Source organism: Noviherbaspirillum autotrophicum (genome assembly GCF_000818395.1).
GTDB lineage: Bacteria > Pseudomonadota > Gammaproteobacteria > Burkholderiales > Burkholderiaceae_D > Noviherbaspirillum > Noviherbaspirillum autotrophicum.
Window position 1 is genome coordinate 4,441,672 of record NZ_JWJG01000028.1, and the last position, 19,287, is coordinate 4,460,958.

Here is a 19,287-nt window from a genome sequence, read left to right on the forward strand (position 1 = left end):
GAGGGAGTCACGCTGCTCGCATTATTCGTTGCGTATGGGTCGCGTAAGCACCATGCTTTTTTAATCCCTTCAAGGCATCCGAAACGTCTGCGATGCCTGCTGCTATGCTCAAGTGAAGCTTCCCTTCAAGTAGGCTACCGTCGACGCGCTTCCAGTAGACCCATTCGCCATCCTGTTGGCGCGGCAGTTTCTTGCCCGACTTTTCAAGGGTAACACCGACGAACCGTATATCAGTGGAGAGCCGCCAGATGTGGAACTCGACGGCTTCACGATGGCGATACTTCGACGCACGAGAAAACGGAGCACCTGAGAGCGGTACATTGTCGCGAACCCAAAAATACCCCTCGGACTCCATGACCTGTCTGGTCATCGCCCCGGCCATTTGTTTGAAACGATCACGATGCGGGTTGTTCTCAACAAACTGCTCACTGAACTCTGCGAGAAGATCGTCTGCCACTGCTTCCAGCGCCGGCCGTCCGAGGTTGGATGCCGTCTTCATTTTTATCTTCGATTCGTCACGATTTAGAAACGACCAAAGTCGAATGCTCGCCGGATGAGATGAGATATCAGTATAAGAGCCTGGATTGAAAGTCGGGATAGTCATCACTGCCTCCGTTAAAGAAACAGAAGGGTACGCGATAAAATCGGTGGCGTCAAATTTGACTCCACCAAATATGGCGGGACAATTGGCAGCCCTAAAAGACCGTAGCGCTTCTAAGCATCACCTTGGGAATATAGCGGCTTTGCCGACTTGCGAGTGTTGTTGCTGCCAGCCCCGCCTGGACCTAAAGCGATCAAGGCGGTTCTTTCAGCTGCTCTGAATTGTCGAAGATGCAGCCGGCACTGCCGGGAGCGACGCCACGTTGGGCAGTTGCGGTGGTAGCGCCGAGGCAGCTTCAGGTTGGGGCTTTCGTGGCTGGAGTGCGCACGCAACACAATGGGCTTCTTGGTTAGAGCGCGCAGGCTTGGTGACGTGCTTACTCTCCATCAGCGGTTTCCATATGAACTCAGTTCCATCAGCAGCTTTAACTGGCCGCCCGCCGAAAATCAACACAGGTAACATCGCGCGAGGAAGACTAAACTCGAAGGCAATAGTCGATGCGATATCTTCAGTCCCAAGTTCGCGGCCCTTGGCGATTCTGCCACCAATTCGCTTACAAAACGCTCGCATAAAACTTGGATCATCTGGGTCGACGTATTTGAGGATATCTGGATTTTGGAAGGCCAAGCCTTTCATGCGGCCGCTCGGGTCTACCTCCAAGCGGTGACCATGCGGTACCGAGATCTTCACTCTAGTACGATTACATTTCCTCTGGTCATGCAGTTGCGCGATAGCCTCCTGCAGTTTCTCTTCGCCCAAGTCGGTAATAAAGGCCATCCGGATGAACAGCGTATCCTCTTTGCTTAGAGAATGCGTCTTGTTCTCGCATGGCGTAAACAAGCATGAGATCCGTCGTTCTGCCTCTCCACCGCTCCACGACGCATCGCCGTAATAGCGTATCTTGCTGTTTGGAGGCAGAACAGGCATTGTTTGAACGTCGCTCACGTTCGCGCCCTCAATCCTGCTCGCCAGCATGCTTACAAGCGCGTGGTCACCGCTATGGGGATCTGATCCGATGTAGTAGACACTGTGGTCGACCGCCTCAAGCCCATCAAACCAACTCGCAACTTCCTGACTTGTCGCAATCCGAAGCTGCGCCAAAATGGCGGCCGCAACACGAGGGCCTTTATCAGGGTCGACCAATTCGAACTGTTTACGCCATTTCCCCCATTCCATCCAAGTGAACGTGCCCTTTTGGCGACATGCTTCGGCGTTATCGCGCCACGATAAACCGCTCTGCTTAAGCCATTGATTGACCTGTTGAATGACCTGGTCCCGGGTCAAGCGCCGAACCATCGGGTTCACTTCTAATGAAGCAGAAGTCATGCTAGCCATTACAATGATCGGAACGACCGCGTAATTGGCTGCGAACGCTTCGATATCAGCGTTGTTGGATACCTTGTCGTCACCAAGGCTGGCTATCAGAAGGTGGCCAGTCCATCTACCGGCAGTTCTTTCTTCAAGGTCGGCTGCCAGTTCCTGCGCATGGTCAGGGCCAACCGCAACGATTAGTTGGACCATTGCGTCCGTACTCTTTTACTGAGGCAAATGTTTAATCAGTTCCAGCACGATCGAGAACGGTATATTCACGCCCTGCATCTGCTCCATCGTCATTCGATCGACTACAGCGCGCAGCAATTCGCGCGCATGCTTTTCCTTAGCTTCTTTCTGGCCGCCAGATGAAACATCGCCGGTATCCAGCACAGCGGCTGGCTCCGCTTCTAATTTTCCAGCACGCGTTTGTTCAAAGTCTCGCAGTAATTGAAGCTTAAGCTCTTCGATGCGATCACCCTGGACTGCGAGACCGATCAAGCGTGACTCAAATAAACGCAGAATCGAATCGCGCCGGAATTCCTGCCACCGGCGATCCAATCGAGGTGTTGTCGACTTTAATCTGGAAATCCAAACTTGGTAGGTAACCGGGACATCACAGTCCAAAAGCGCCTTCAGTTCTGGCGTTGCCTCACCACTTTCCTCTAGCAAGGTCAAAAACCGGCCTCGCATTGCTTCGAATTCAGCAATAGTGACTGAATGTATTGTTGGCGTCTCAGCCAAAGCGGGCGACGAAGACTCGCGGAGATTAAGTTCCGATGTCGATCTGTCAAAGAACAACTGTCGGCTTGGTGCAACAGCCACAAAGCTCTTCCAAAGCATGCCATACGCTCGAATCTTGCCCTTGGCCGATGATGCAGATGGAATGTTGTAGATCGGGTCCGTTCCACTTTTCTCTGTGGTAACTTCGACCAAACCTTTGAGATATTGCTCTACAAAAGCACGCAAGTTTGCTGGCTTACGACCTTGGACGAACAGCCGGTAATTGGTGCCAGCCGGAAGCACCGAGTCGATTAACGGTGCAAGGCGTGAACCTGGTATCTTTGCTGCACCAAGCTCATGCAGTAGAGGGGCGAGTTTATCGAGAACAGCTTGTTTGTGGAGTTCAGGGAGAACTGCCGAAGTCGGTTCCAACATAAGATCCCTGCCCCTAAAAAAACAACTGCCCACATACGTGGGCGTGTTCGCTGCAATAATCAGACCAGCCAAGTCAGCATCTTGGTCAGGACAGGGTCTTTAGCGCGTCCACCCCTCTGGCGAATTTTGCGCTAGCGGCCCGCAGGCCGAAAGCTACGCGGGCTTTAGGACATCATAATCAAAAGGATATGCTGTCGTTTTTAAAGCCCCACCATGACAGAATTGTAGCACACCAAGAAAAGCATACAAAACATCGAAAAACCAAGCGGCTACACATCGGTTGCAAGTGAACCTGATCATATCCTTTTGACCCCGCCTTCAGCTCATCGCATGCGCCACTCAATCTGCTGCTGCCTAATAACAGCTGCACACGTTCTGCTGATAGGTCGATGGCGAAATAGTTGGACAGCGCCAAAAGTTTTGTTCAACAGTCCAGCGAGGGCGTCTTTTAGGATTTAGCGAAAGTGCCCCCCTCATTAAAAAGGACTGGATGCTCCAGCAATGGCCGCTTTGGATTGTGTGACCGCAGTGGGTCGAGGCCGTGTGAAAACGTGAAAATCGAGAGCGGCGACTACAACATTTAGCAGGCTAGTGTCCGTCTTCTCCCTTATTACGTACTGGCTTAACGGAAAAACCTCGTTTTCACACAACCTCGGTCGCCTGCTGCCTGATGCCAATTTTCTTGCCATACCGATCCGCAAGACACACCACCGTACCGGTCCGACGTCACGGCTTCAAACATTTCTGCTGACGAATGCACGACGTTGTCTTCGCTCTCCTCAACATAAGCCGCGGCATAAGGTGGGATTAATCATCCGCATAAGCAGGGATTTTCTGACCGTTTTCGCGCATAAGATGGGATTTTCCTCACTGTTGCTTGAATAAAGTCTCATGGCATGCCCGACTGCAAAGTCACGATGAGACTTCCGCGCCATAACGTGGGACTCAGCTTATTTGAAAATCAGTGGTTTAACGTGAATGCCGCTTCATAAGATGGGATTTTTGACGCATAAAGTAAGATTTTTTGCTTATCCCACTTTATGAGTTAACCCACAGACCGGGCTAAATCAGGCCTATTCTTTGAGTAGGGCCGGATCGAGCTGCACGGTGTGCTCGCCGCAGCTCATCCAGATCTGCCCGTCCTGGATCGTGCACTGAACCTGCATCGTGCGCTGCGCCAGTTTTGCAAGCGCCATCGTGGCTTCCGCCGGCAGGTTCACTACGCGCAGGTTCCTGGCGCGCTCAACCTTGCCCGCGAGCTGATTCCACCAGATATGGCTGGTAGCGCTGTAACTGTAAACTACGACTTGCGCCGCTCGCCCGCATGCCTTGAGCATGCGCTTTTCGTCGGGCTGACCGACCTCGATCCAGAGTTCAATCGCGCCGGTCAGATCCTTTTGCCACAGGTCGGGCTCGTCGTCGGCGCTCAAGCCCTTGCTGAATGCCAGCGCCTCGTGCGCATGCAGGGCAAAGGCCAGCACACGTACCATCATGCGCTCGTCGGTTTCGGAGGGATGGCGCGCGATCGTCAGCGCGTGGTCGGCGTAATAATTACGGTCCATGTCGGCGACCTGCAGGTCGACCTTGAATATGGTTGCTTTGAGAGCCATGGCGTGTGCGGGTACCGAGGCACCGTGATGCATATTGTGGCCGGCAACTGTACAGGAAAGCATCGGGCGGCGCCACTTCGCCCCTGCGCTGGCGGCTGCGGGAGGGCATAATGATTATTTATGGGCCGAGATGATGAGCATGCCAGATAGTTTTTCTTCGCAAGATGTAATCGACGCAACCCGCCGCTGGGTGGAAAAGGCCGTGATCGGGCTGAATCTGTGCCCATTCGCGAAGTCGGTTTATGTCCGCGAGCAAATCCGTTTTGTCGCCAGCGCAGCACGCACCCCACGCGAGCTGCATGACGAATTGATCAGGGAATTGATCATGCTGCGCGACGCGCCGCCGGATGAGATCGACACGACCTTGCTCATTCATCCTTGCGTGCTGACGAACTTCCTCGATTTCAACGATTTCCTTGATGTAGTCGACGCAGCCGTCGACGAGCTCGCGCTGGCCGGGCAAATCCAGGTCGCCAGCTTTCACCCTCAGTACCAATTCGCCGGCACCGCGCCGGACGATCTCGAAAACTGCACCAATCGCGCGCCTTATCCGACCCTGCACCTGCTGCGCGAATCGAGCATTGATCGCGCTGTCGCCGCCTTTCCGGACGCGAGTGACATTTTCGACAAGAATATCGCCACGATGCGCAAACTTGGACAACATGGCTGGAACCAGTTGAAGGCATCCTTCGGGATGCCGCCGGAAATGAACGGGAATAATGAAAAGCAAAAGAACTAAACATCGCGGCTCTGTTCAAATGCTGGCAAAGCTTTTATCGAAGAATGCGCATGACATTTAATGCGTGTCTAACAACAGCTTTCCGTTGAAAATCCGGTTGTGGCTTATCAAACAGATCCATACCCGTGCTAGTTAGAATGCCGTCGAACTCGTGCAATTCGCACTGGCCGCTTGGTATTGGTGATCCGTCGCGACAACAAATCGCATCACGCTAATTCCACTTGCACCGGTTGTCCCGACTCATGCTTATTCGTAAAGCAACAGTGGCAGCTGATTTGGATAGCTAAATATTGCAATTTTGAAATTTTTTCACTATATTGCAACAATGCAACGCATGTCTTAAAGCGTCAACTTATCTTTACAAGCCATACAATGTTGCTTAATTTAAAATAGTGTCCTTAAAGACAACATTTTAAAAACATATGGCCTGCATTTCTCTGTACAACGAATTTGCAATATGGAATTATTGAGACTATGACTACTCAATCAGACAACATCAATCCTATGAACAGCAATCGCCTAGCCGACCAGGTGAATTACGATCCCAATAATCTGTTGGATGCGCTGATCGAAAAACTCAATCTCAAGAACGATGCGGCATTGTCGCGCGCGCTTGAAGTGGCGCCGCCCGTGATCAGCAAGATCCGCCATCGCCGCTTGCCGGTGGGCGCGTCGCTGCTGATCCGCATGCATGAAGTGAGCGACCTCAGCATCAAGGAACTGCGTACGCTGATGGGCGACCGCCGCGACAAGTTCCGCATCAGCGACAAGCAATTCAAGCCGAAGGAACCGCTCGGCGGCAACGCTACCGAGCCGCACGAAGAAACGGCCGAATAAACCGGCGTTTTTCCTGTTAGGCCGGGAAAACGCCAGTAGACAAATAACGGTCGCCGCGATCGCATACGATGAACACGATGGTCGCGTTCTCCACCGTATTGGCAATGCGCAGCGCGACTTCGCACGCCCCGGCTGACGAGATGCCGCAAAATATCCCTTCTTCCATCGCCATCCGGCGCGCCATCTGCTCTGCCGCTGCCTGGCTCACAGGCTCCAGCTGATCGACGCGCGTCTTATCGTAAATCTTTGGCATGTACGCTTCCGGCCATTTCCGGATGCCCGGGATTTGTGAACCTTCCTCCGGCTGCGCACCAATGACCCGGATTTCCGGATTCTGTTCCTTCAGGTAATGAGATACGCCCATGATGGTGCCGGTCGTGCCCATCGCGCTGACGAAATGGGTGATACGCCCGCCGGTATCGCGCCAGATTTCCGGGCCGGTGCCTTCGTAATGCGCACGCGGATTGTCGGGATTGGAAAACTGGTCGAGGATGATTCCCTGACCTTCCTTTTGCATCTGCTCGGCCAAGTCCCGCGCATACTCCATGCCCCCGGTTTTCGGCGTCAGGACGATGCGGGCGCCGTATGCGGCCATACTCTGCCGCCGCTCCTCGCTCAGATTTTCCGGCATGATCAGCACCATCTTGTAGCCACGCATGGCGGCTGCCATCGCCAAGGCAATACCGGTATTGCCGCTGGTCGCCTCGATCAGCGTATCGCCGGGCTTGATATCACCACGCTGTTCCGCGTGCTTGACCATCGACATTGCCGGGCGATCCTTGACTGAACCGGCAGGATTATTCCCCTCCAGCTTCGCGAGAATTACGTTGTTACGACGCTCGGCCTCGACGCCGGGTATACGTTTGAGCTGCACCAGCGGCGTGTTACCGATCGTGTCTTCAATAGTCAGATAAGGCATAGCGGCTTTCGACTGCTTTAAGTAAAGCGTCATTTTAATCGGACTCGCAGTCGCACGTATGGACCGCCGTTTCTGGTGGCGCAAACAAAAAACCCCGCGGTTCGCACCTGCGGGGTTTGACTGAGTCGATGTGGCTTATTTCTTCGACTCGCCTTTTTTGGAATCCTTTTTCGTTTCCTTCGCGTCGGCTTTGGCAGGCTTGCCTTCACCGGCAGGGGCCTTCGCCATTGGCTGTCCATTGACGGTCAAACCGTTGGCAGACAACTTGGCTGCGCTCTTTTCGCCGATGCCTTTCACGCGCGTTTCAAGATCGTTCCAATCCTTGAAGTCGCCGCCCTTCTTGCGCTCGTCGATAATCGACTTTGACATCTTCGGACCAATGCCCTTGACGCCATCGAGCGCTGCCTGATCGGCCTTGTTAACGTCGACGTCGGCAAAGGCGAAACCCATCGTCGCAATAAACGCCGCCATACCCAGAAACAATTTCTTATACATATGTCATTTCTCCAAGTAGATTGAGTATTGGAACTGACGCGTTTCGCGTCTCCCGATCGGTACTAACGTTCAACATCTACAATCGTTGACAAAATGTTATCTATTTTGGCGGGCGATGTTAGCCGAACAGCTCTTCTCTGGTAACGGTTGCGGTACCGAGTTTTCCAACGACAATGCCGCCAGCCCGGTTCGCGATTGATACAGCGTCGACCAGCGGCATGTCGTTGCCAAGCATCGCGGCCAACGTCGCAATGACCGTGTCGCCCGCTCCGGACACGTCAAACACTTCGCGCGCAATGGTCGGAATGTGGACGACATCGTCATCCGTATAGAGCGACATCCCCTCTTCCGAACGCGTCAGCAACAACGCTTCGAGTTCCAGCGCACAGCGCAGGCGCTGGGCCTTCTCGGTCAGCTCGGCCTCAGTCTTCCATGAGCCAACCACATGCCGCAGCTCCGACTTGTTTGGCGTCAGAATGGACGCTCCCTTGTAGCGCGAGAAATCGTCGCCCTTGGGGTCGACCAAGATACGCTTGCCGGCCGCTCTCGCAGCGGTAATCATGTGGGCCACATTGACGAGGCTGCCTTTCGCGTAATCGGACAATACGATCACGTCGTACTCCGGCAGCAGCGCATTGAACTGGCTTAGCTTGTCGCGCAATACGGTTTCGCTGGGCGGGTCCTCGAAATCAATGCGCAGCAACTGCTGCTGGCGTCCGATCACACGCAGCTTAATGATGGTGGGGATGGCCGTGTCGCGATTGAGATAACTGTTGATGTGCAGGCCCGTCACCAGCTCCTGCACCGCGTCGCCCGCCTCGTCCTTGCCGACCACGCCGAGCAAGCCGGTATAGGCGCCCAGCGCGACGGCATTGCGCGCCACGTTGGCGGCGCCGCCCAGTCGCTCTTCGCGGCGCTCCACCCGCACCACCGGCACCGGCGCTTCCGGCGAGATTCGGCTGACGTCGCCGAACCAGTAACGGTCCAGCATGACATCGCCGACCACGAGGATACGTGCGGAATTCAAGGATTTCGGCATAGTGTTCATGATTTGGTCAGGACGGAACGGCCGATGCCGTGATATTCAAAACCGGCAGCACCGATCACATCCGGTTCGAACAGGTTGCGGCCGTCGAAAATGACCGGTGCCTTGAGCAGGGATTTGACCTGATCGAAATCCGGGCTGCGGAAAGCCTTCCACTCGGTCACGATCGCCAGTGCGTCGGCACCGCGCAAGGCATCCATCGGGCTGTCGGAGAAACGAATTCGCTCCAGCATATGGGACGCATCGGCAAAGTCCAGCGCGAGCACGCGCCTGGCTTCCGCCATTGCCACCGGATCGTGGACGGCCACGGAGGCACCACGTTCGAGCAACTGGCGCAACAGCACACGCGACGACGCTTCGCGCATGTCATCGGTATTCGGCTTGAAGGCGAGCCCCCATACCGCGAAGTGCCGGCCGGTCAGGTTTTCGCCGAAACGCTCGACGATCTTCTGGCCCAGCACATGCTTCTGATGATGATTGACCTCTTCCACCGCCCGTAAAATCAGCAGATCCTGCCCATAGTCGCGCGCTGTGCGCTCCAGCGCCTGCACATCCTTCGGGAAGCAGGATCCGCCATAGCCGCAGCCGGCATACAGGAAACTGTAGCCGATGCGCGGATCGGATCCGATGCCATGCCGCACCGCCTCGATGTCGGCCCCTACCTTGTCGGCCAGGTTGGCGAGTTCATTCATGAACGAAATGCGCGTGGCCAACATGGCATTCGCCGCGTACTTGGTGAATTCGGCGGAGCGCACATCCATCCAGAAGGTACGCTCGTGGTTGCGATTGAACGGCGCGTACAGCTTCTTCATCAGCGCATGCGCCTGCTGCCCTTCGGGCGTGTCATCGCAGCCGATCACGATCCGGTCGGGCCGCATGAAGTCTTCCACCGCCGCGCCCTCTTTCAGGAATTCCGGGTTCGACACCACCGAGAACGTTACGCCGGCCTCGCGAGCCTGCAGCTCTTCCAGAATCGCCGCGCGTACCTTGTCGGCCGTCCCTACCGGCACGGTGGATTTATCGACAACGACCTTGAAGCCGTCCATATGTCGGCCAATGTTGCGCGCCGCCGCCAGCACGTACTGCAAATCGGCCGAACCGTCTTCATCCGGCGGCGTGCCGACCGCGATGAACTGAATGTCGCCATGCGCGACGCTGGCAGCGACATCGGTCGAAAACGTCAGGCGCCCGGCGGCACGGTTGCGCGTGACCACGTCCGCCAAGCCCGGCTCGTGGATCGGAATGCCGCCGCTATTGAGGATGTCGATCTTCTTCTGGTCGACGTCCAGGCAGAACACGTTATTGCCGAGCTCCGCCAGGCAGGCTCCAGTAACCAGGCCGACATAGCCTGTGCCGATGATGGTAATTTTCATGATGTTTTAGCGCTTGCTGCCCTTACAGGCAAAGTTAATTCATAACGTTGAGTTCTTCGGTGCGGCGCGGCGGATAACTTTCCCAGTGACTGCAGCCAGGGCATTGCCAATAGAACTGGCGCGCCTTGAAGCCGCAATGAGCGCACTGATACCGGGCCAGCTTCTGTGTATAGCCATGCACGAGATTCTTCACCAGCGACAGCTCAGGGCGCACCTCGGGACGGGCATCCATCAGGCGCGCTTCGAGCAGCTTGTCCAGCCCAAGCAAGGTTGGCGTGCGGCGCAACTCGTCGCTCACCAGCTGATTCGCCGCCTCCACGCCATCAAGTTCCAGCACTGCCTTGAACACGACTTCCAGCAGATCGATCGACGACGCCTCGGCCAGATAGCTCTTGAGCAGATTGGCGCCTTCCTGCGGCCGGCCGACGGCGCGATAGCCATCCATCAGCCGCTGCGCCACCAGCGCTACGTGCGGCACGCTTTGCTGCTCCACGCGGCGCCATGCCAGCAACGCCGCCTCGGTGTCGCCCTTGGCCAGATACGCATCCCCGCTCAGAATGGCGGCACGTACGTTCGTGCGGTCCGCAGCCAACGCCTTTTCCAGCATTGCCAGCGCCGCGTCCGGATGGGTGTGCACCAGCTCGTCCTGCGCCAGCTCGCAATAGAATTGCGCGATCTCCTTCTGCCGCGCCCCTGCTCCCGAGTCCTGCAAGGCGCGCGCCGCCTCGATGGCACGCATCCATTCCTTTTCGCGCTGGTAGATTTCGAGTAGCGCCCTGCGCGCCTGCGCGCCGTACTGCGTATCGACCAAATGATTGAACGTCTCTTCTGCGCGATCCAGCAATCCCGCCTTCAGGTAGTCCTGTCCCAGTTCGTACTGGGAGTGCACCTGATATTCCTGCGGCAGGTCGGGACGCGCCAGCAGGTTTTGGTGGACGCGGATGGCACGTTCGATCTCCCCGCGGCGGCGGAACAGGTTGCCCAGCGCGAAATGCAGCTCGACGGTTTCCGGATCGAGCTTGACGATTTCGATGAAGGCGTCGATAGCCTTGTCCGGCTGCTCATTCAATAAAAAGTTAAGTCCCTTGAAGTAGCCTCGCGGCAGGCTGCGCGATTCCGACAGGAGCTGTTTGATATCGACACGGGCGGCGATCCAGCCGAGGCCGAAAAAAATGGGGATGCCAAGCAGCCACCAGGTTTCGAATTCCATGCTTTATGTTGTTATCGTAAATGTAGGGATTGTCCCGTGCCGTCACTTGCTGACCACGCCGTCCGGCGGCGGCTGCAATTGCGCCGCCCGCTGCGCTTCATGGTCCTTTTCCATGGTCGCGATCGTTTTCTTGTGCTTTGTGAGGTCGCGGCGGTGGCGAAACACGGTGGGCATCATGGCGAGGATTCCAAGGACTGTGCCACCCATGAAAAATGCGAGAAGCAGCAATACCAGCGGCGCCCGGATTTCATAGCCTAAAAAGAAGTGCAGTGCGGCTTCCTGTGTATTCTTGAGTGCAAAGACAAAGAATACAAAAAAGAGCATGGCCGCAACGATTCTGAAAACGATTTTCATGCCGCAAGCGCCTCCTTATTGGGGCAGTGCAAAAAATGAATCCGGCCGCGATGAAATTACCGGCTATTCGCGGCAGTTCCTCTTCTTTAACAACAATCGGATGACAAGAGAAACCGAAATTGTACGTGAAACGAAGTTCCGGTGAAGACAAACTTGCTCCGCAAGACAAGAGTCTGGGAGGCAAAAATAAAAAACGGCATCCGAGGATGCCGTTTTGATTTCCTGCGAATAACTCAGTCTTCCTTGATCGGTTGCCCGACCATCGCATCCACCCGCTCGCGCAATTCCTTGCCAGGCTTAAAGTGTGGCACGCGCTTTTCCGGCACCATCACCTTGTCGCCCGATTTCGGATTGCGCCCAATACGTGGCGGACGGCTATTTAACGCAAAGCTGCCGAAACCACGGATCTCGATACGCTGGCCGTTCGACAGCGCGTCCGCCATCGCATCGAGAATGGTTTTGACCGCGAAATCCGCATCTTTTGCTACCAGTTGCGGATAACGCTCAGCCAAGCGGGCAATCAGCTCCGACTTTGTCATTGACAGACTTGAACCTTATTGCTTGTTGTCGAGCTTTGCCTTCAGCAGCGCGCCCAGGCTGGTCGTGCCGGAAGCAGCAGCGGAGTCAGCAGACATCTTCTGCATTGCTTCCTGGGTGTCTGCGTTGTCCTTGGCCTTGATCGACAGCTGGATGCTGCGTGCCTTGCGGTCAACGTTGATCACCATGGCTTCGACCTTGTCGCCGACCTTCAGGTGCGTACCAGCATCTTCCACTCGGTCGCGGGAGATTTCGGAAGCACGCAGATAGCCTTCGACTTCATCGTTCAGCGCAATGACGGCGCCCTTCGGCTCGACCGACTTCACAGTACCGGACACGATGGCGCCCTTGTCGTTCAGTGCAACGAAGTTGTTGAACGGATCGCCTTCGAGTTGCTTGACGCCCAGCGAAACGCGCTCGCGCTCGACATCGATCGCCAGCACGACAGCTTCCAGCTCGTCGCCCTTCTTGAACTTGCGCACGGCTTCTTCGCCGGCTTCGGTCCAGGACAGGTCGGACAGGTGCACCAAGCCGTCGATGTTGCCCGACAGGCCGATGAACACGCCGAAGTCGGTGATCGACTTGATCGCGCCCTTCACCTTGTCGCCCTTCTTGTGGTTCATCGCGAAGTCTTCCCACGGATTCGGCTTGCACTGTTTCATGCCGAGGGAGATACGACGACGCTCTTCGTCGATTTCCAGGACCATGACTTCGACTTCGTCGCCCAGCTGGACAACCTTGTTCGGAGCCACGTTCTTGTTGGTCCAGTCCATTTCGGACACGTGCACCAAGCCTTCGATGCCCTGCTCGACTTCCACGAACGCACCGTAGTCGGTCAGGTTGGTGACCTTGCCGAACAGGCGGGTACCTTGCGGATAACGACGGGACAGACCGGTCCACGGATCGTCGCCCAACTGCTTGACGCCCAGCGAAACGCGGTTCTTCTCTTGATCGTACTTGAGGACCTTGGCGGTGATTTCCTGGCCGACGGACAGCACTTCCGACGGGTGACGCACACGGCGCCATGCGAGGTCGGTGATGTGCAGCAGACCGTCGATGCCGCCCAAGTCAACGAACGCACCGTAGTCGGTGATGTTCTTGACGATACCGGTGACGACAGTACCTTCCTTCAGGGTTTCCATCAGCTTGGCGCGCTCTTCGCCCATCGATGCTTCGATGACGGCGCGGCGGGACAGCACAACGTTATTGCGCTTGCGGTCCAGCTTGATGACCTTGAATTCCAGTGTCTTGCCTTCGTACGGAGTGGTGTCCTTGACCGGACGGGTGTCGACCAGCGAACCCGGCAGGAAGGCACGAATGCCGTTGGTCAGAACGGTCAGGCCGCCCTTGACCTTGCCATTGACGGTGCCGGTCACGATTTCGCCGGACTCCATCGCTTTCTCGAGCGCGAGCCAGGAAGCCAGACGCTTAGCCTTGTCGCGCGACAGGATGGTGTCGCCGAAACCGTTTTCCAGCGATTCGATCGCAACGGTGACGAAGTCGCCAACCTGGACTTCGAGTTCGCCGCTGTCGTTCTTGAATTCTTCGATAGGAATGAATGCTTCGGATTTCAGGCCGGCATTGACGATCACGAAATTGTGGTCGAGACGAACGACTTCAGCCGAAATCACTTCACCGGAACGCATATCCTGACGGGAAAGGGATTCCTCAAACAGGGCTGCAAAGCTTTCCATGCCGGTTGATTGTTGTTGCGCAGTAGACATAAATTTGAAAGGGTTTGGCCAGTATTGATCGGGTCTAATCGACTGCATACTGGGTTAAGGTTCATCAACACCCGACAAGGCCTTGCGCCAAGCCGGGCTCCACTACAAAAACAGTGCACTGATTACATCTGTTTTTTTACTGCCGCGTACCACTGAAGTACCTGTTCGACCGCCTGATCGGCCGTCATGTCCGAGGTATCCAGAAAATGCGCACCTTCCGCCGGTTTTAACGGGGCGACAGCGCGATTCGAATCTCGCGCATCCCGCTCCCTCAAATCTTTGAGAAGATTTTCCATACTAGCAGAAAAACCCTTCTCAATCAATTGCTTATATCGCCTCTGGGCACGTGCTTCCACGCTTGCAGTAAGGAACACCTTTAACGTTGCGCGAGGAAAAATGACGGTCCCCATGTCGCGTCCGTCGGCGACTAAGCCGGGAGCGGCTCTAAAACCATGCTGCAGACTAGCCAAGGCGTGGCGCACGGTTGGCAAAGCAGCAATTTTCGATGCGGTATTGCCCACTTCTTCAGCACGAATGGCATTCGAGACATTTTCATTGGCTAGCCAAATCTCGTCGCCGAGGAATTTGCAGGGCAGCTTTTCAGCCAGCTTGGCCAAGGCATGTTCATCATTCAACGCAACGTTATGACGCAGCGCAGACAAGGCGGTCAGGCGATATAAGGCTCCCGAATCCAGATAGTGGAAACCAAGATGCAATGCCACGCGGTGCGCAACGGTGCCCTTGCCGGACGCTGTCGGCCCGTCGATTGTAATCACCGGAATGGTATATGTTTGCATTGTTAACAATTAAAAAGGCGGAGCGCATTGCCCGCGCAACGGTTCCGCCAACCGCTTAAAACAGATCGTTTCGTGCGATGCTGGCAAAGGCGTCGAAATATTCCGGGAACGTCTTGGCGACGCATTTCGGATCGTTGATCCGCACTGCATTTCCCTTGCGCCCGGCACCGTTGAGCGTTGCCAGGGAAAAGCACATCGCCATGCGATGGTCGTCATAAGTGTCGATGGCGGCACTGCGGATTTGCTTCGGCGGCGTCACGCGCAAATAGTCGGCGCCTTCCTCGACGCCTGCGCCCAGCTTGCGCAGCTCGGTCGCCATCGCGGCAATGCGATCGGTTTCCTTGACGCGCCAGCTGCCGACGTTGCGTAAGGTACTCGGCCCGTTTGCATACAACGCAGCGACGGCGATCGTCATGGCAGCATCGGGAATATGGTTGAAATCCGCGTCGATCGCCTGCAGTACGCCGTTGGATTTCGCTTCGATCCAATTGTCACCCATCGTGATCGTCGCTCCCATCCGTTCCAGCGCTTCGACAAAGCGCACGTCGCCCTGAATGCTGTCGCGCCCGACCCCCTCCACCCGCACCGGCCCGCCGGCAATGGCGCCGGCTGCGAGAAAATATGACGCTGAGGATGCGTCGCCTTCCACATGAATCGAACCCGGGCTGATGTAATTCTGCCCGGCCGGGATTGCAAACGACTGCCAGCCGTCACGCTCGACCGTCACACCGAAGCGGCGCATCAGATTCAGGGTGATCTCGATATACGGCTTGGAAATCAACTCGCCGATCACCTCGATCGTGACCACTTGGTCGCGCGCCATCAAGGGCGCGGCCATCAGCAACGCCGTCAGGAACTGGCTGGAGACGCTCCCCTTGACCTGCAGGCGCTGCGCATGGAGATGTCCACGTCGGATGTGCAACGGCGGATAGCCAGGCTGCCCCGTGTATTCAATGCTCGCGCCGACCGCATTCAATGCATCGACCAGGTCACCGATCGGCCGTTCATGCATGCGCGAGACACCATGCAACGTATAGTCGCCGCCAATTGCGGCCAGCGCCGCCGTCAGCGGCCGGATCGCGGTGCCCGCATTGCCCATGAAGAGATCGGCCTGATGCACCGAAAGCATGCCTCCAGAGCCATGAACGATGTATTGCTGCGTTTCGCCGATCTGCTCCCATTGGATTCCCAGCTTTTGCAATGCCATCAGCATCACATGAGTATCGTCGGAGGCCAGCAGGTCGTGAATGTCAGTAGTGCCTTGGGCCAGCGCCGCAAGCAGCAAAATGCGGTTGGAAATGCTTTTGGAACCCGGCAGCCGCACCGTTCCTTGTGCATGCATCGCCGGTTGCAGGTCCAGGTGATGGGGATAGTGCTTCATTAGTCGCCGCCTTGTCTGTTCTGTTGTTCCGCTGCCTCGATGGTGCAAATCCAGTTATGCCGCGCGCGCTGCGCGTTCGCATAAACCGCTTCGAGCGCCGCGCCATTCGCCTCGGCCAGCATGCTGCGCAACTGCGCCAGCTGCGCCATGTAGGCATCCAGCTCGCCGAGCAAAGCCGGCTGGTTTGCCAGCGAAATGTCGCGCCACATTTCCGGCGACGAGCCGGCGATCCGCGTGAAATCGCGAAAGCCGCTGGCAGCGTACTGGAAGAGCAAATCGGCATGCGGCTTCTTCGCAATGTCGTCCACCAGCGCGTACGCCAGCAGATGCGGCAGGTGGCTGACCGCCGCGAATACGCGATCATGTTCCTGTGGCGTGAGTTGGTGAATGATCGCGCCGCACCGCTGCCATGCACTCGCCACGCGCGCCACATCCTCCGCCGCGTTTTCCGGAAGCGGCGCGAGCACTACTTTCTTGCCGATATATAAATCGACGATCGCGGCTTCGGGGCCGTTCTGCTCGCGCCCCGCAATCGGATGACCCGGAACGAATTGCGCAATCTTGCCGCCGAGCGCCTTGCGCGCCGCTGTAACTACGTCGGACTTGGTGCTGCCCGCGTCGGTCACCAGCGTTCCCGGCTGCAGATGCGGCGCAATCGACGCCAGTATCTGCTCGGTCTGCGCCACCGGCGCGGCCACCAGGATCAGGTCTGCGCCATCGACAGCTTCCGCCACCGAGCTGCCGATCTGGTCAATGATCCCGAGTTCCTTCGCACGCTCCAGCGAAGCGACACTGCGCCCGACACCGACGATGTGCGCCACCGCCCCGGCCTTTTTAAGCGCCAGGGCAAACGAGCCGCCGATCAGGCCGACACCAAAAATTGAAATTTTCTTCAACACGGAAAATCGCTCAAAGTCGGTAACTGCCGTCTCAGGCCAAGGCCTTTTTCAACGCCTCGATGAAGATCGCATTCTCCTCGGGCAAACCGATCGAGATGCGCAGCCATTGCGGCAAGCCGTAGTTGCCTACCGGCCGGACGATCACGCCCTGCTTCAACAAAGCGAGGTTGAGGCGCGCGCCGGCGCCGTCATCATTGCCAACCTTGACCAGCACGAAGTTACCGTATGAAGGAACATACTCGAGGTCCATCGCATCGAATGCCTGCGTCAGCTGGCGGTAGCCATCGGCATTGAGCTGCGCGCTCTTTTGCAGGAATGCGCTGTCGTTCAGCGCCGCAATCGCCGCAGCCTGTGCCAGCGAATTGACATTGAACGGCTGACGGATGCGATTCAGCAGATCAGTGATCGCCGGCTGCGCAATGCCGAAACCGACTCGCAGGCCCGCCAGGCCGTAGGCTTTCGACATGGTGCGCGACACCAGCAAGTTCGGATACTCGCGCACCCAGGCTGTCGATTCGTACTGCAATTCCGGCGCGAGATACTCGTTATACGCTTCATCCAGCACCACCACGATATCGCGCGGCACGACCTTCAGGAAAGCCTCGATATCGGCAGCGGGAATGAAGGTGCCAGTCGGATTATTCGGATTGGCGATGAAAATCAGCCGGGTATCGGCAGTGATCGAGTTTGCAATCGCTGCCAGGTCATGGCCGTAATTCTTGGCCGGGACCACGATCGCACGGCCGCCGACGGCCTGCGTAGCGAGCGCGTACACGGCGAACGAATATTGAGAGTAAATCACCGACTGCCCGGGCTGCACGAAAGCATGCGCGGCCAGTTCGAGAATGTCGTTGCTGCCGTTACCGAGCGTGATCCATTCCTGCGGCACGCCGTACTTGGCAGTGATCGCCTGTTTCAGCTCGAACCCGTTTGCGTCCGGATAACGCCCAATGTCGGCGACGGCTTCCAGCATCGCTTGCCTGGCCGATTCCGGCATGCCGAGCGGATTTTCGTTGGAAGCGAGCTTGACGATTTTTGCCTCGTCCAGGCCGAACTCGCGCGCAACTTCCGCAATCGGCTTGCCGCCCTGATAGGGAGCGATGGCGCGAACGTAATCAGGTCCGAATTGAATTGACATAGAAGATTCCAGATGAGTGAGCCCTCCGCCGCACCGCAGCGAAGGGCGAATCAAGTTACAAACTGAAAGGATACGAGCCGAGCAATTTGAAGAACGCGGCATTCTGCTTCAGCTCGGCCAGCGCCGCTGCCACCTTTTCATCCTGCGCATGCCCTTCGACGTCGACGTAGAAGTAGTATTCCCAGGTGCCGATGCGCGCCGGACGCGATTCGAAGCGTGTCATCGACACGCCATGTTTAGAAAGCGGCGCGAGCAGGTTGTACACGGCTCCCGCCTTGTTCGGCACGGCAAGCACCAGCGAGGTCTGGTCCTTGCCACTCGGTGCCGGCTGCAGGCGGCCAACGACTGCAAAGCGCGTGCGGTTGTGCGGATCGTCCTGCACATGCGCCTTGACGATGCCCAGGTTATAGCGCTGGCCGGCGATTTCGCCGGCAATCGCAGCTGCCGTCGGATCTTCACTGGCAATGCGCGCAGCCTCGCCATTGGAGGCAACAGCCTGGCGCTCGATGTTCGGATAGTTCTGATTGAGCCACACCTGGCATTGCGCCAAAGCCTGCGAGTGCGCGCAAATGCGGGTGACGCCATCCATCGTGCCACTCTTGGTCATCAAGCTGTGATGCACCGGAATCGACAGTTCGCCACTGATCGACAAAGTGGTCTGCAGCAACAGGTCGAGCGTACGGTTGATTGCGCCCTCGGAAGAATTCTCGATCGGCACCACGCCGAAATCCGCTGTCCCCGCCTCCACCGAGCGGAAGATCTCATCGATCGAGGCGCATGAGATGCCTTCGATCGCATGCCCGAATTGCTGATACACCGCCTGCTCGGTAAAGGTGCCTGTCGGCCCGAGATATGCGACAGCCACGCGCCGCTCCAGCGCACGGCAGGAAGACATGATCTCCCGGAAAATCGTCTGCACATCGCCGCCGTCGAGCGGGCCGGGGTTACGCTCGGCGACTTTGCGCAAGACTTGCGCTTCGCGCTCCGGGCGAAACACTGGCGCGTTGGTTTCAGCCTTGATGTGGCCTACTTCTTGCGCAACGCGTGCGCGGCGATTGAGCAAATCGAGAATTTGCGCATCGATGGCATCGATCTGCTCGCGCAGGGGTTTTAATTTATCGTCGGTATTCATGTTTACGCAGTCATGTGGCTTCCCACA

General features: G+C 56.8%; 21 protein-coding genes. 3 read left to right on the forward strand and 18 right to left on the reverse strand.

Annotated elements, in window-relative coordinates:
- Window positions 1-7: 7 nt before the first annotated feature.
- The 5 genes from TSA66_RS21855 to TSA66_RS21870 form a co-directional block, all read right to left on the reverse strand.
- Entirely contained in the window at window positions 8-604 is a 597-nt protein-coding gene (locus TSA66_RS21855) for a hypothetical protein (RefSeq protein ID WP_157691753.1), read from the reverse strand.
- A gap of 204 nt (window positions 605-808) precedes the next feature.
- On the reverse strand, window positions 809-2,122 hold the full coding sequence (locus tag TSA66_RS21860; RefSeq protein ID WP_040041514.1) for a phosphoribosyltransferase-like protein: 1,314 nt from the start codon (window positions 2,120-2,122) through the stop codon (window positions 809-811).
- A 15-nt stretch (window positions 2,123-2,137) separates the two neighbouring features.
- On the reverse strand, window positions 2,138-3,070 hold the full coding sequence (locus TSA66_RS21865; RefSeq protein WP_040041515.1) for a hypothetical protein: 933 nt from the start codon (window positions 3,068-3,070) through the stop codon (window positions 2,138-2,140).
- 354 nt (window positions 3,071-3,424) lie between these two features.
- Window positions 3,425-3,547: a DUF6527 family protein gene (locus TSA66_RS28120; RefSeq protein WP_332309953.1), complete on the reverse strand. Its 123-nt coding sequence runs from the start codon at window positions 3,545-3,547 to the stop codon at window positions 3,425-3,427.
- Window positions 3,548-4,143: 596 nt separating this feature from the next.
- Window positions 4,144-4,680, reverse strand: a complete 537-nt coding sequence (locus tag TSA66_RS21870; protein WP_040041516.1) for a YaeQ family protein — start codon at window positions 4,678-4,680, stop codon at window positions 4,144-4,146.
- A gap of 133 nt (window positions 4,681-4,813) precedes the next feature.
- Here TSA66_RS21870 and TSA66_RS21875 point away from each other — a divergent pair, with 133 nt between their 5' ends.
- Together TSA66_RS21875 and TSA66_RS21880 are read left to right on the forward strand one after the other, a co-directional pair.
- Window positions 4,814-5,419, forward strand: coding sequence for a DUF1415 domain-containing protein (locus TSA66_RS21875; protein ID WP_052452693.1), 606 nt, complete (start codon window positions 4,814-4,816; stop codon window positions 5,417-5,419).
- 474 nt (window positions 5,420-5,893) lie between these two features.
- A complete protein-coding gene (locus TSA66_RS21880) occupies window positions 5,894-6,256 on the forward strand; it encodes a hypothetical protein (RefSeq protein WP_052452513.1) in 363 nt (120 codons plus the stop codon).
- Between the two features lie 16 nt (window positions 6,257-6,272).
- Here the strand turns inward: TSA66_RS21880 and cysM are convergent, their stop codons facing one another.
- The 6 genes from cysM to TSA66_RS21910 all read right to left on the reverse strand — a co-directional run bounded on the left by cysM (window position 6,273) and on the right by TSA66_RS21910 (window position 11,652).
- Window positions 6,273-7,175, reverse strand: a complete 903-nt coding sequence (gene cysM / locus TSA66_RS21885; RefSeq protein WP_040042864.1) for a cysteine synthase CysM — start codon at window positions 7,173-7,175, stop codon at window positions 6,273-6,275.
- Window positions 7,176-7,310: 135 nt separating this feature from the next.
- Window positions 7,311-7,670: a ComEA family DNA-binding protein gene (locus tag TSA66_RS21890; RefSeq protein ID WP_040041517.1), complete on the reverse strand. Its 360-nt coding sequence runs from the start codon at window positions 7,668-7,670 to the stop codon at window positions 7,311-7,313.
- A gap of 118 nt (window positions 7,671-7,788) precedes the next feature.
- Complete coding sequence (gene rfaE1, locus TSA66_RS21895; RefSeq protein ID WP_232429515.1) at window positions 7,789-8,709, reverse strand: D-glycero-beta-D-manno-heptose-7-phosphate kinase; 921 nt, start codon at window positions 8,707-8,709, stop codon at window positions 7,789-7,791.
- Window positions 8,710-8,714: 5 nt separating this feature from the next.
- Window positions 8,715-10,088 carry a UDP-glucose dehydrogenase family protein gene (locus TSA66_RS21900; protein ID WP_040041518.1) on the reverse strand — a complete coding sequence of 458 codons (1,374 nt, stop codon included), beginning with the start codon at window positions 10,086-10,088 and terminating at the stop codon, window positions 8,715-8,717.
- Window positions 10,089-10,122: 34 nt separating this feature from the next.
- The gene (lapB, locus tag TSA66_RS21905) at window positions 10,123-11,298 is read right to left on the reverse strand and encodes a lipopolysaccharide assembly protein LapB (RefSeq protein ID WP_040041519.1); all 1,176 of its coding nucleotides are present in this window, start codon (window positions 11,296-11,298) and stop codon (window positions 10,123-10,125) included.
- Window positions 11,299-11,340: 42 nt separating this feature from the next.
- Window positions 11,341-11,652 carry a LapA family protein gene (locus tag TSA66_RS21910; RefSeq protein WP_040041520.1) on the reverse strand — a complete coding sequence of 104 codons (312 nt, stop codon included), beginning with the start codon at window positions 11,650-11,652 and terminating at the stop codon, window positions 11,341-11,343.
- Between TSA66_RS21910 and TSA66_RS27455 the strand changes: the two genes are divergently transcribed.
- Entirely contained in the window at window positions 11,621-11,797 is a 177-nt protein-coding gene (locus tag TSA66_RS27455) for a hypothetical protein (RefSeq protein ID WP_198358970.1), read from the forward strand. The two genes, TSA66_RS21910 and TSA66_RS27455, sit on opposite strands and share 32 nt — an antisense overlap.
- Before the next feature lie 88 nt (window positions 11,798-11,885).
- On the opposite strand, the gene TSA66_RS21915 is transcribed toward TSA66_RS27455, so the two are convergent.
- The 7 genes from TSA66_RS21915 to pheA form a co-directional block, all read right to left on the reverse strand.
- Window positions 11,886-12,191, reverse strand: a complete 306-nt coding sequence (locus TSA66_RS21915) for an integration host factor subunit beta (RefSeq protein ID WP_040041521.1) — start codon at window positions 12,189-12,191, stop codon at window positions 11,886-11,888.
- A gap of 15 nt (window positions 12,192-12,206) precedes the next feature.
- Window positions 12,207-13,913 carry a 30S ribosomal protein S1 gene (rpsA, locus tag TSA66_RS21920; protein ID WP_084199811.1) on the reverse strand — a complete coding sequence of 569 codons (1,707 nt, stop codon included), beginning with the start codon at window positions 13,911-13,913 and terminating at the stop codon, window positions 12,207-12,209.
- Between the two features lie 122 nt (window positions 13,914-14,035).
- The gene (cmk, locus tag TSA66_RS21925) at window positions 14,036-14,710 is read right to left on the reverse strand and encodes a (d)CMP kinase (RefSeq protein ID WP_040041523.1); all 675 of its coding nucleotides are present in this window, start codon (window positions 14,708-14,710) and stop codon (window positions 14,036-14,038) included.
- A 55-nt stretch (window positions 14,711-14,765) separates the two neighbouring features.
- Window positions 14,766-16,091 (reverse strand): 3-phosphoshikimate 1-carboxyvinyltransferase, encoded by a 1,326-nt coding sequence (gene aroA / locus TSA66_RS21930; protein WP_040041524.1) that lies wholly within the window; start codon window positions 16,089-16,091, stop codon window positions 14,766-14,768.
- Window positions 16,091-16,987, reverse strand: a complete 897-nt coding sequence (locus tag TSA66_RS21935) for a prephenate dehydrogenase (protein WP_040041525.1) — start codon at window positions 16,985-16,987, stop codon at window positions 16,091-16,093. The genes aroA and TSA66_RS21935 overlap by 1 nt, the downstream gene beginning before the upstream one ends.
- 34 nt (window positions 16,988-17,021) lie before the next feature.
- Window positions 17,022-18,128, reverse strand: coding sequence for a histidinol-phosphate transaminase (hisC, locus tag TSA66_RS21940; protein WP_040041526.1), 1,107 nt, complete (start codon window positions 18,126-18,128; stop codon window positions 17,022-17,024).
- A 55-nt stretch (window positions 18,129-18,183) separates the two neighbouring features.
- Window positions 18,184-19,260 (reverse strand): prephenate dehydratase, encoded by a 1,077-nt coding sequence (gene pheA / locus TSA66_RS21945; protein ID WP_040041527.1) that lies wholly within the window; start codon window positions 19,258-19,260, stop codon window positions 18,184-18,186.
- Window positions 19,261-19,287: the final 27 nt, after the last annotated feature.

What these genes read in the sequence shown, in the direction of transcription:
- TSA66_RS27455 (WP_198358970.1), top strand. Translation starts at nt 11,621, where the DNA reads ATGGCCGCAACGATTCTGAAAACGATTTTCATGCCGCAAGCGCCTCCT.
- TSA66_RS21880 (WP_052452513.1), top strand. Translation starts at nt 5,894, where the DNA reads ATGACTACTCAATCAGACAACATCAATCCTATGAACAGCAATCGCCTA.
- hisC (WP_040041526.1), bottom strand. Translation starts at nt 18,128, where the DNA reads ATGTCAATTCAATTCGGACCTGATTACGTTCGCGCCATCGCTCCCTAT.
- TSA66_RS21915 (WP_040041521.1), bottom strand. Translation starts at nt 12,191, where the DNA reads ATGACAAAGTCGGAGCTGATTGCCCGCTTGGCTGAGCGTTATCCGCAA.
- aroA (WP_040041524.1), bottom strand. Translation starts at nt 16,091, where the DNA reads ATGAAGCACTATCCCCATCACCTGGACCTGCAACCGGCGATGCATGCA.
- TSA66_RS28120 (WP_332309953.1), bottom strand. Translation starts at nt 3,547, where the DNA reads ATGAGGGGGGCACTTTCGCTAAATCCTAAAAGACGCCCTCGCTGGACT.
- lapB (WP_040041519.1), bottom strand. Translation starts at nt 11,298, where the DNA reads ATGGAATTCGAAACCTGGTGGCTGCTTGGCATCCCCATTTTTTTCGGC.
- TSA66_RS21910 (WP_040041520.1), bottom strand. Translation starts at nt 11,652, where the DNA reads ATGAAAATCGTTTTCAGAATCGTTGCGGCCATGCTCTTTTTTGTATTC.
- TSA66_RS21900 (WP_040041518.1), bottom strand. Translation starts at nt 10,088, where the DNA reads ATGAAAATTACCATCATCGGCACAGGCTATGTCGGCCTGGTTACTGGA.
- TSA66_RS21865 (WP_040041515.1), bottom strand. Translation starts at nt 3,070, where the DNA reads ATGTTGGAACCGACTTCGGCAGTTCTCCCTGAACTCCACAAACAAGCT.
- TSA66_RS21855 (WP_157691753.1), bottom strand. Translation starts at nt 604, where the DNA reads ATGACTATCCCGACTTTCAATCCAGGCTCTTATACTGATATCTCATCT.
- pheA (WP_040041527.1), bottom strand. Translation starts at nt 19,260, where the DNA reads ATGAATACCGACGATAAATTAAAACCCCTGCGCGAGCAGATCGATGCC.
- TSA66_RS21890 (WP_040041517.1), bottom strand. Translation starts at nt 7,670, where the DNA reads ATGTATAAGAAATTGTTTCTGGGTATGGCGGCGTTTATTGCGACGATG.
- TSA66_RS21875 (WP_052452693.1), top strand. Translation starts at nt 4,814, where the DNA reads ATGAGCATGCCAGATAGTTTTTCTTCGCAAGATGTAATCGACGCAACC.
- rpsA (WP_084199811.1), bottom strand. Translation starts at nt 13,913, where the DNA reads ATGTCTACTGCGCAACAACAATCAACCGGCATGGAAAGCTTTGCAGCC.
- cysM (WP_040042864.1), bottom strand. Translation starts at nt 7,175, where the DNA reads ATGCCTTATCTGACTATTGAAGACACGATCGGTAACACGCCGCTGGTG.
- TSA66_RS21860 (WP_040041514.1), bottom strand. Translation starts at nt 2,122, where the DNA reads ATGGTCCAACTAATCGTTGCGGTTGGCCCTGACCATGCGCAGGAACTG.
- rfaE1 (WP_232429515.1), bottom strand. Translation starts at nt 8,709, where the DNA reads ATGCCGAAATCCTTGAATTCCGCACGTATCCTCGTGGTCGGCGATGTC.
- TSA66_RS21870 (WP_040041516.1), bottom strand. Translation starts at nt 4,680, where the DNA reads ATGGCTCTCAAAGCAACCATATTCAAGGTCGACCTGCAGGTCGCCGAC.
- cmk (WP_040041523.1), bottom strand. Translation starts at nt 14,710, where the DNA reads ATGCAAACATATACCATTCCGGTGATTACAATCGACGGGCCGACAGCG.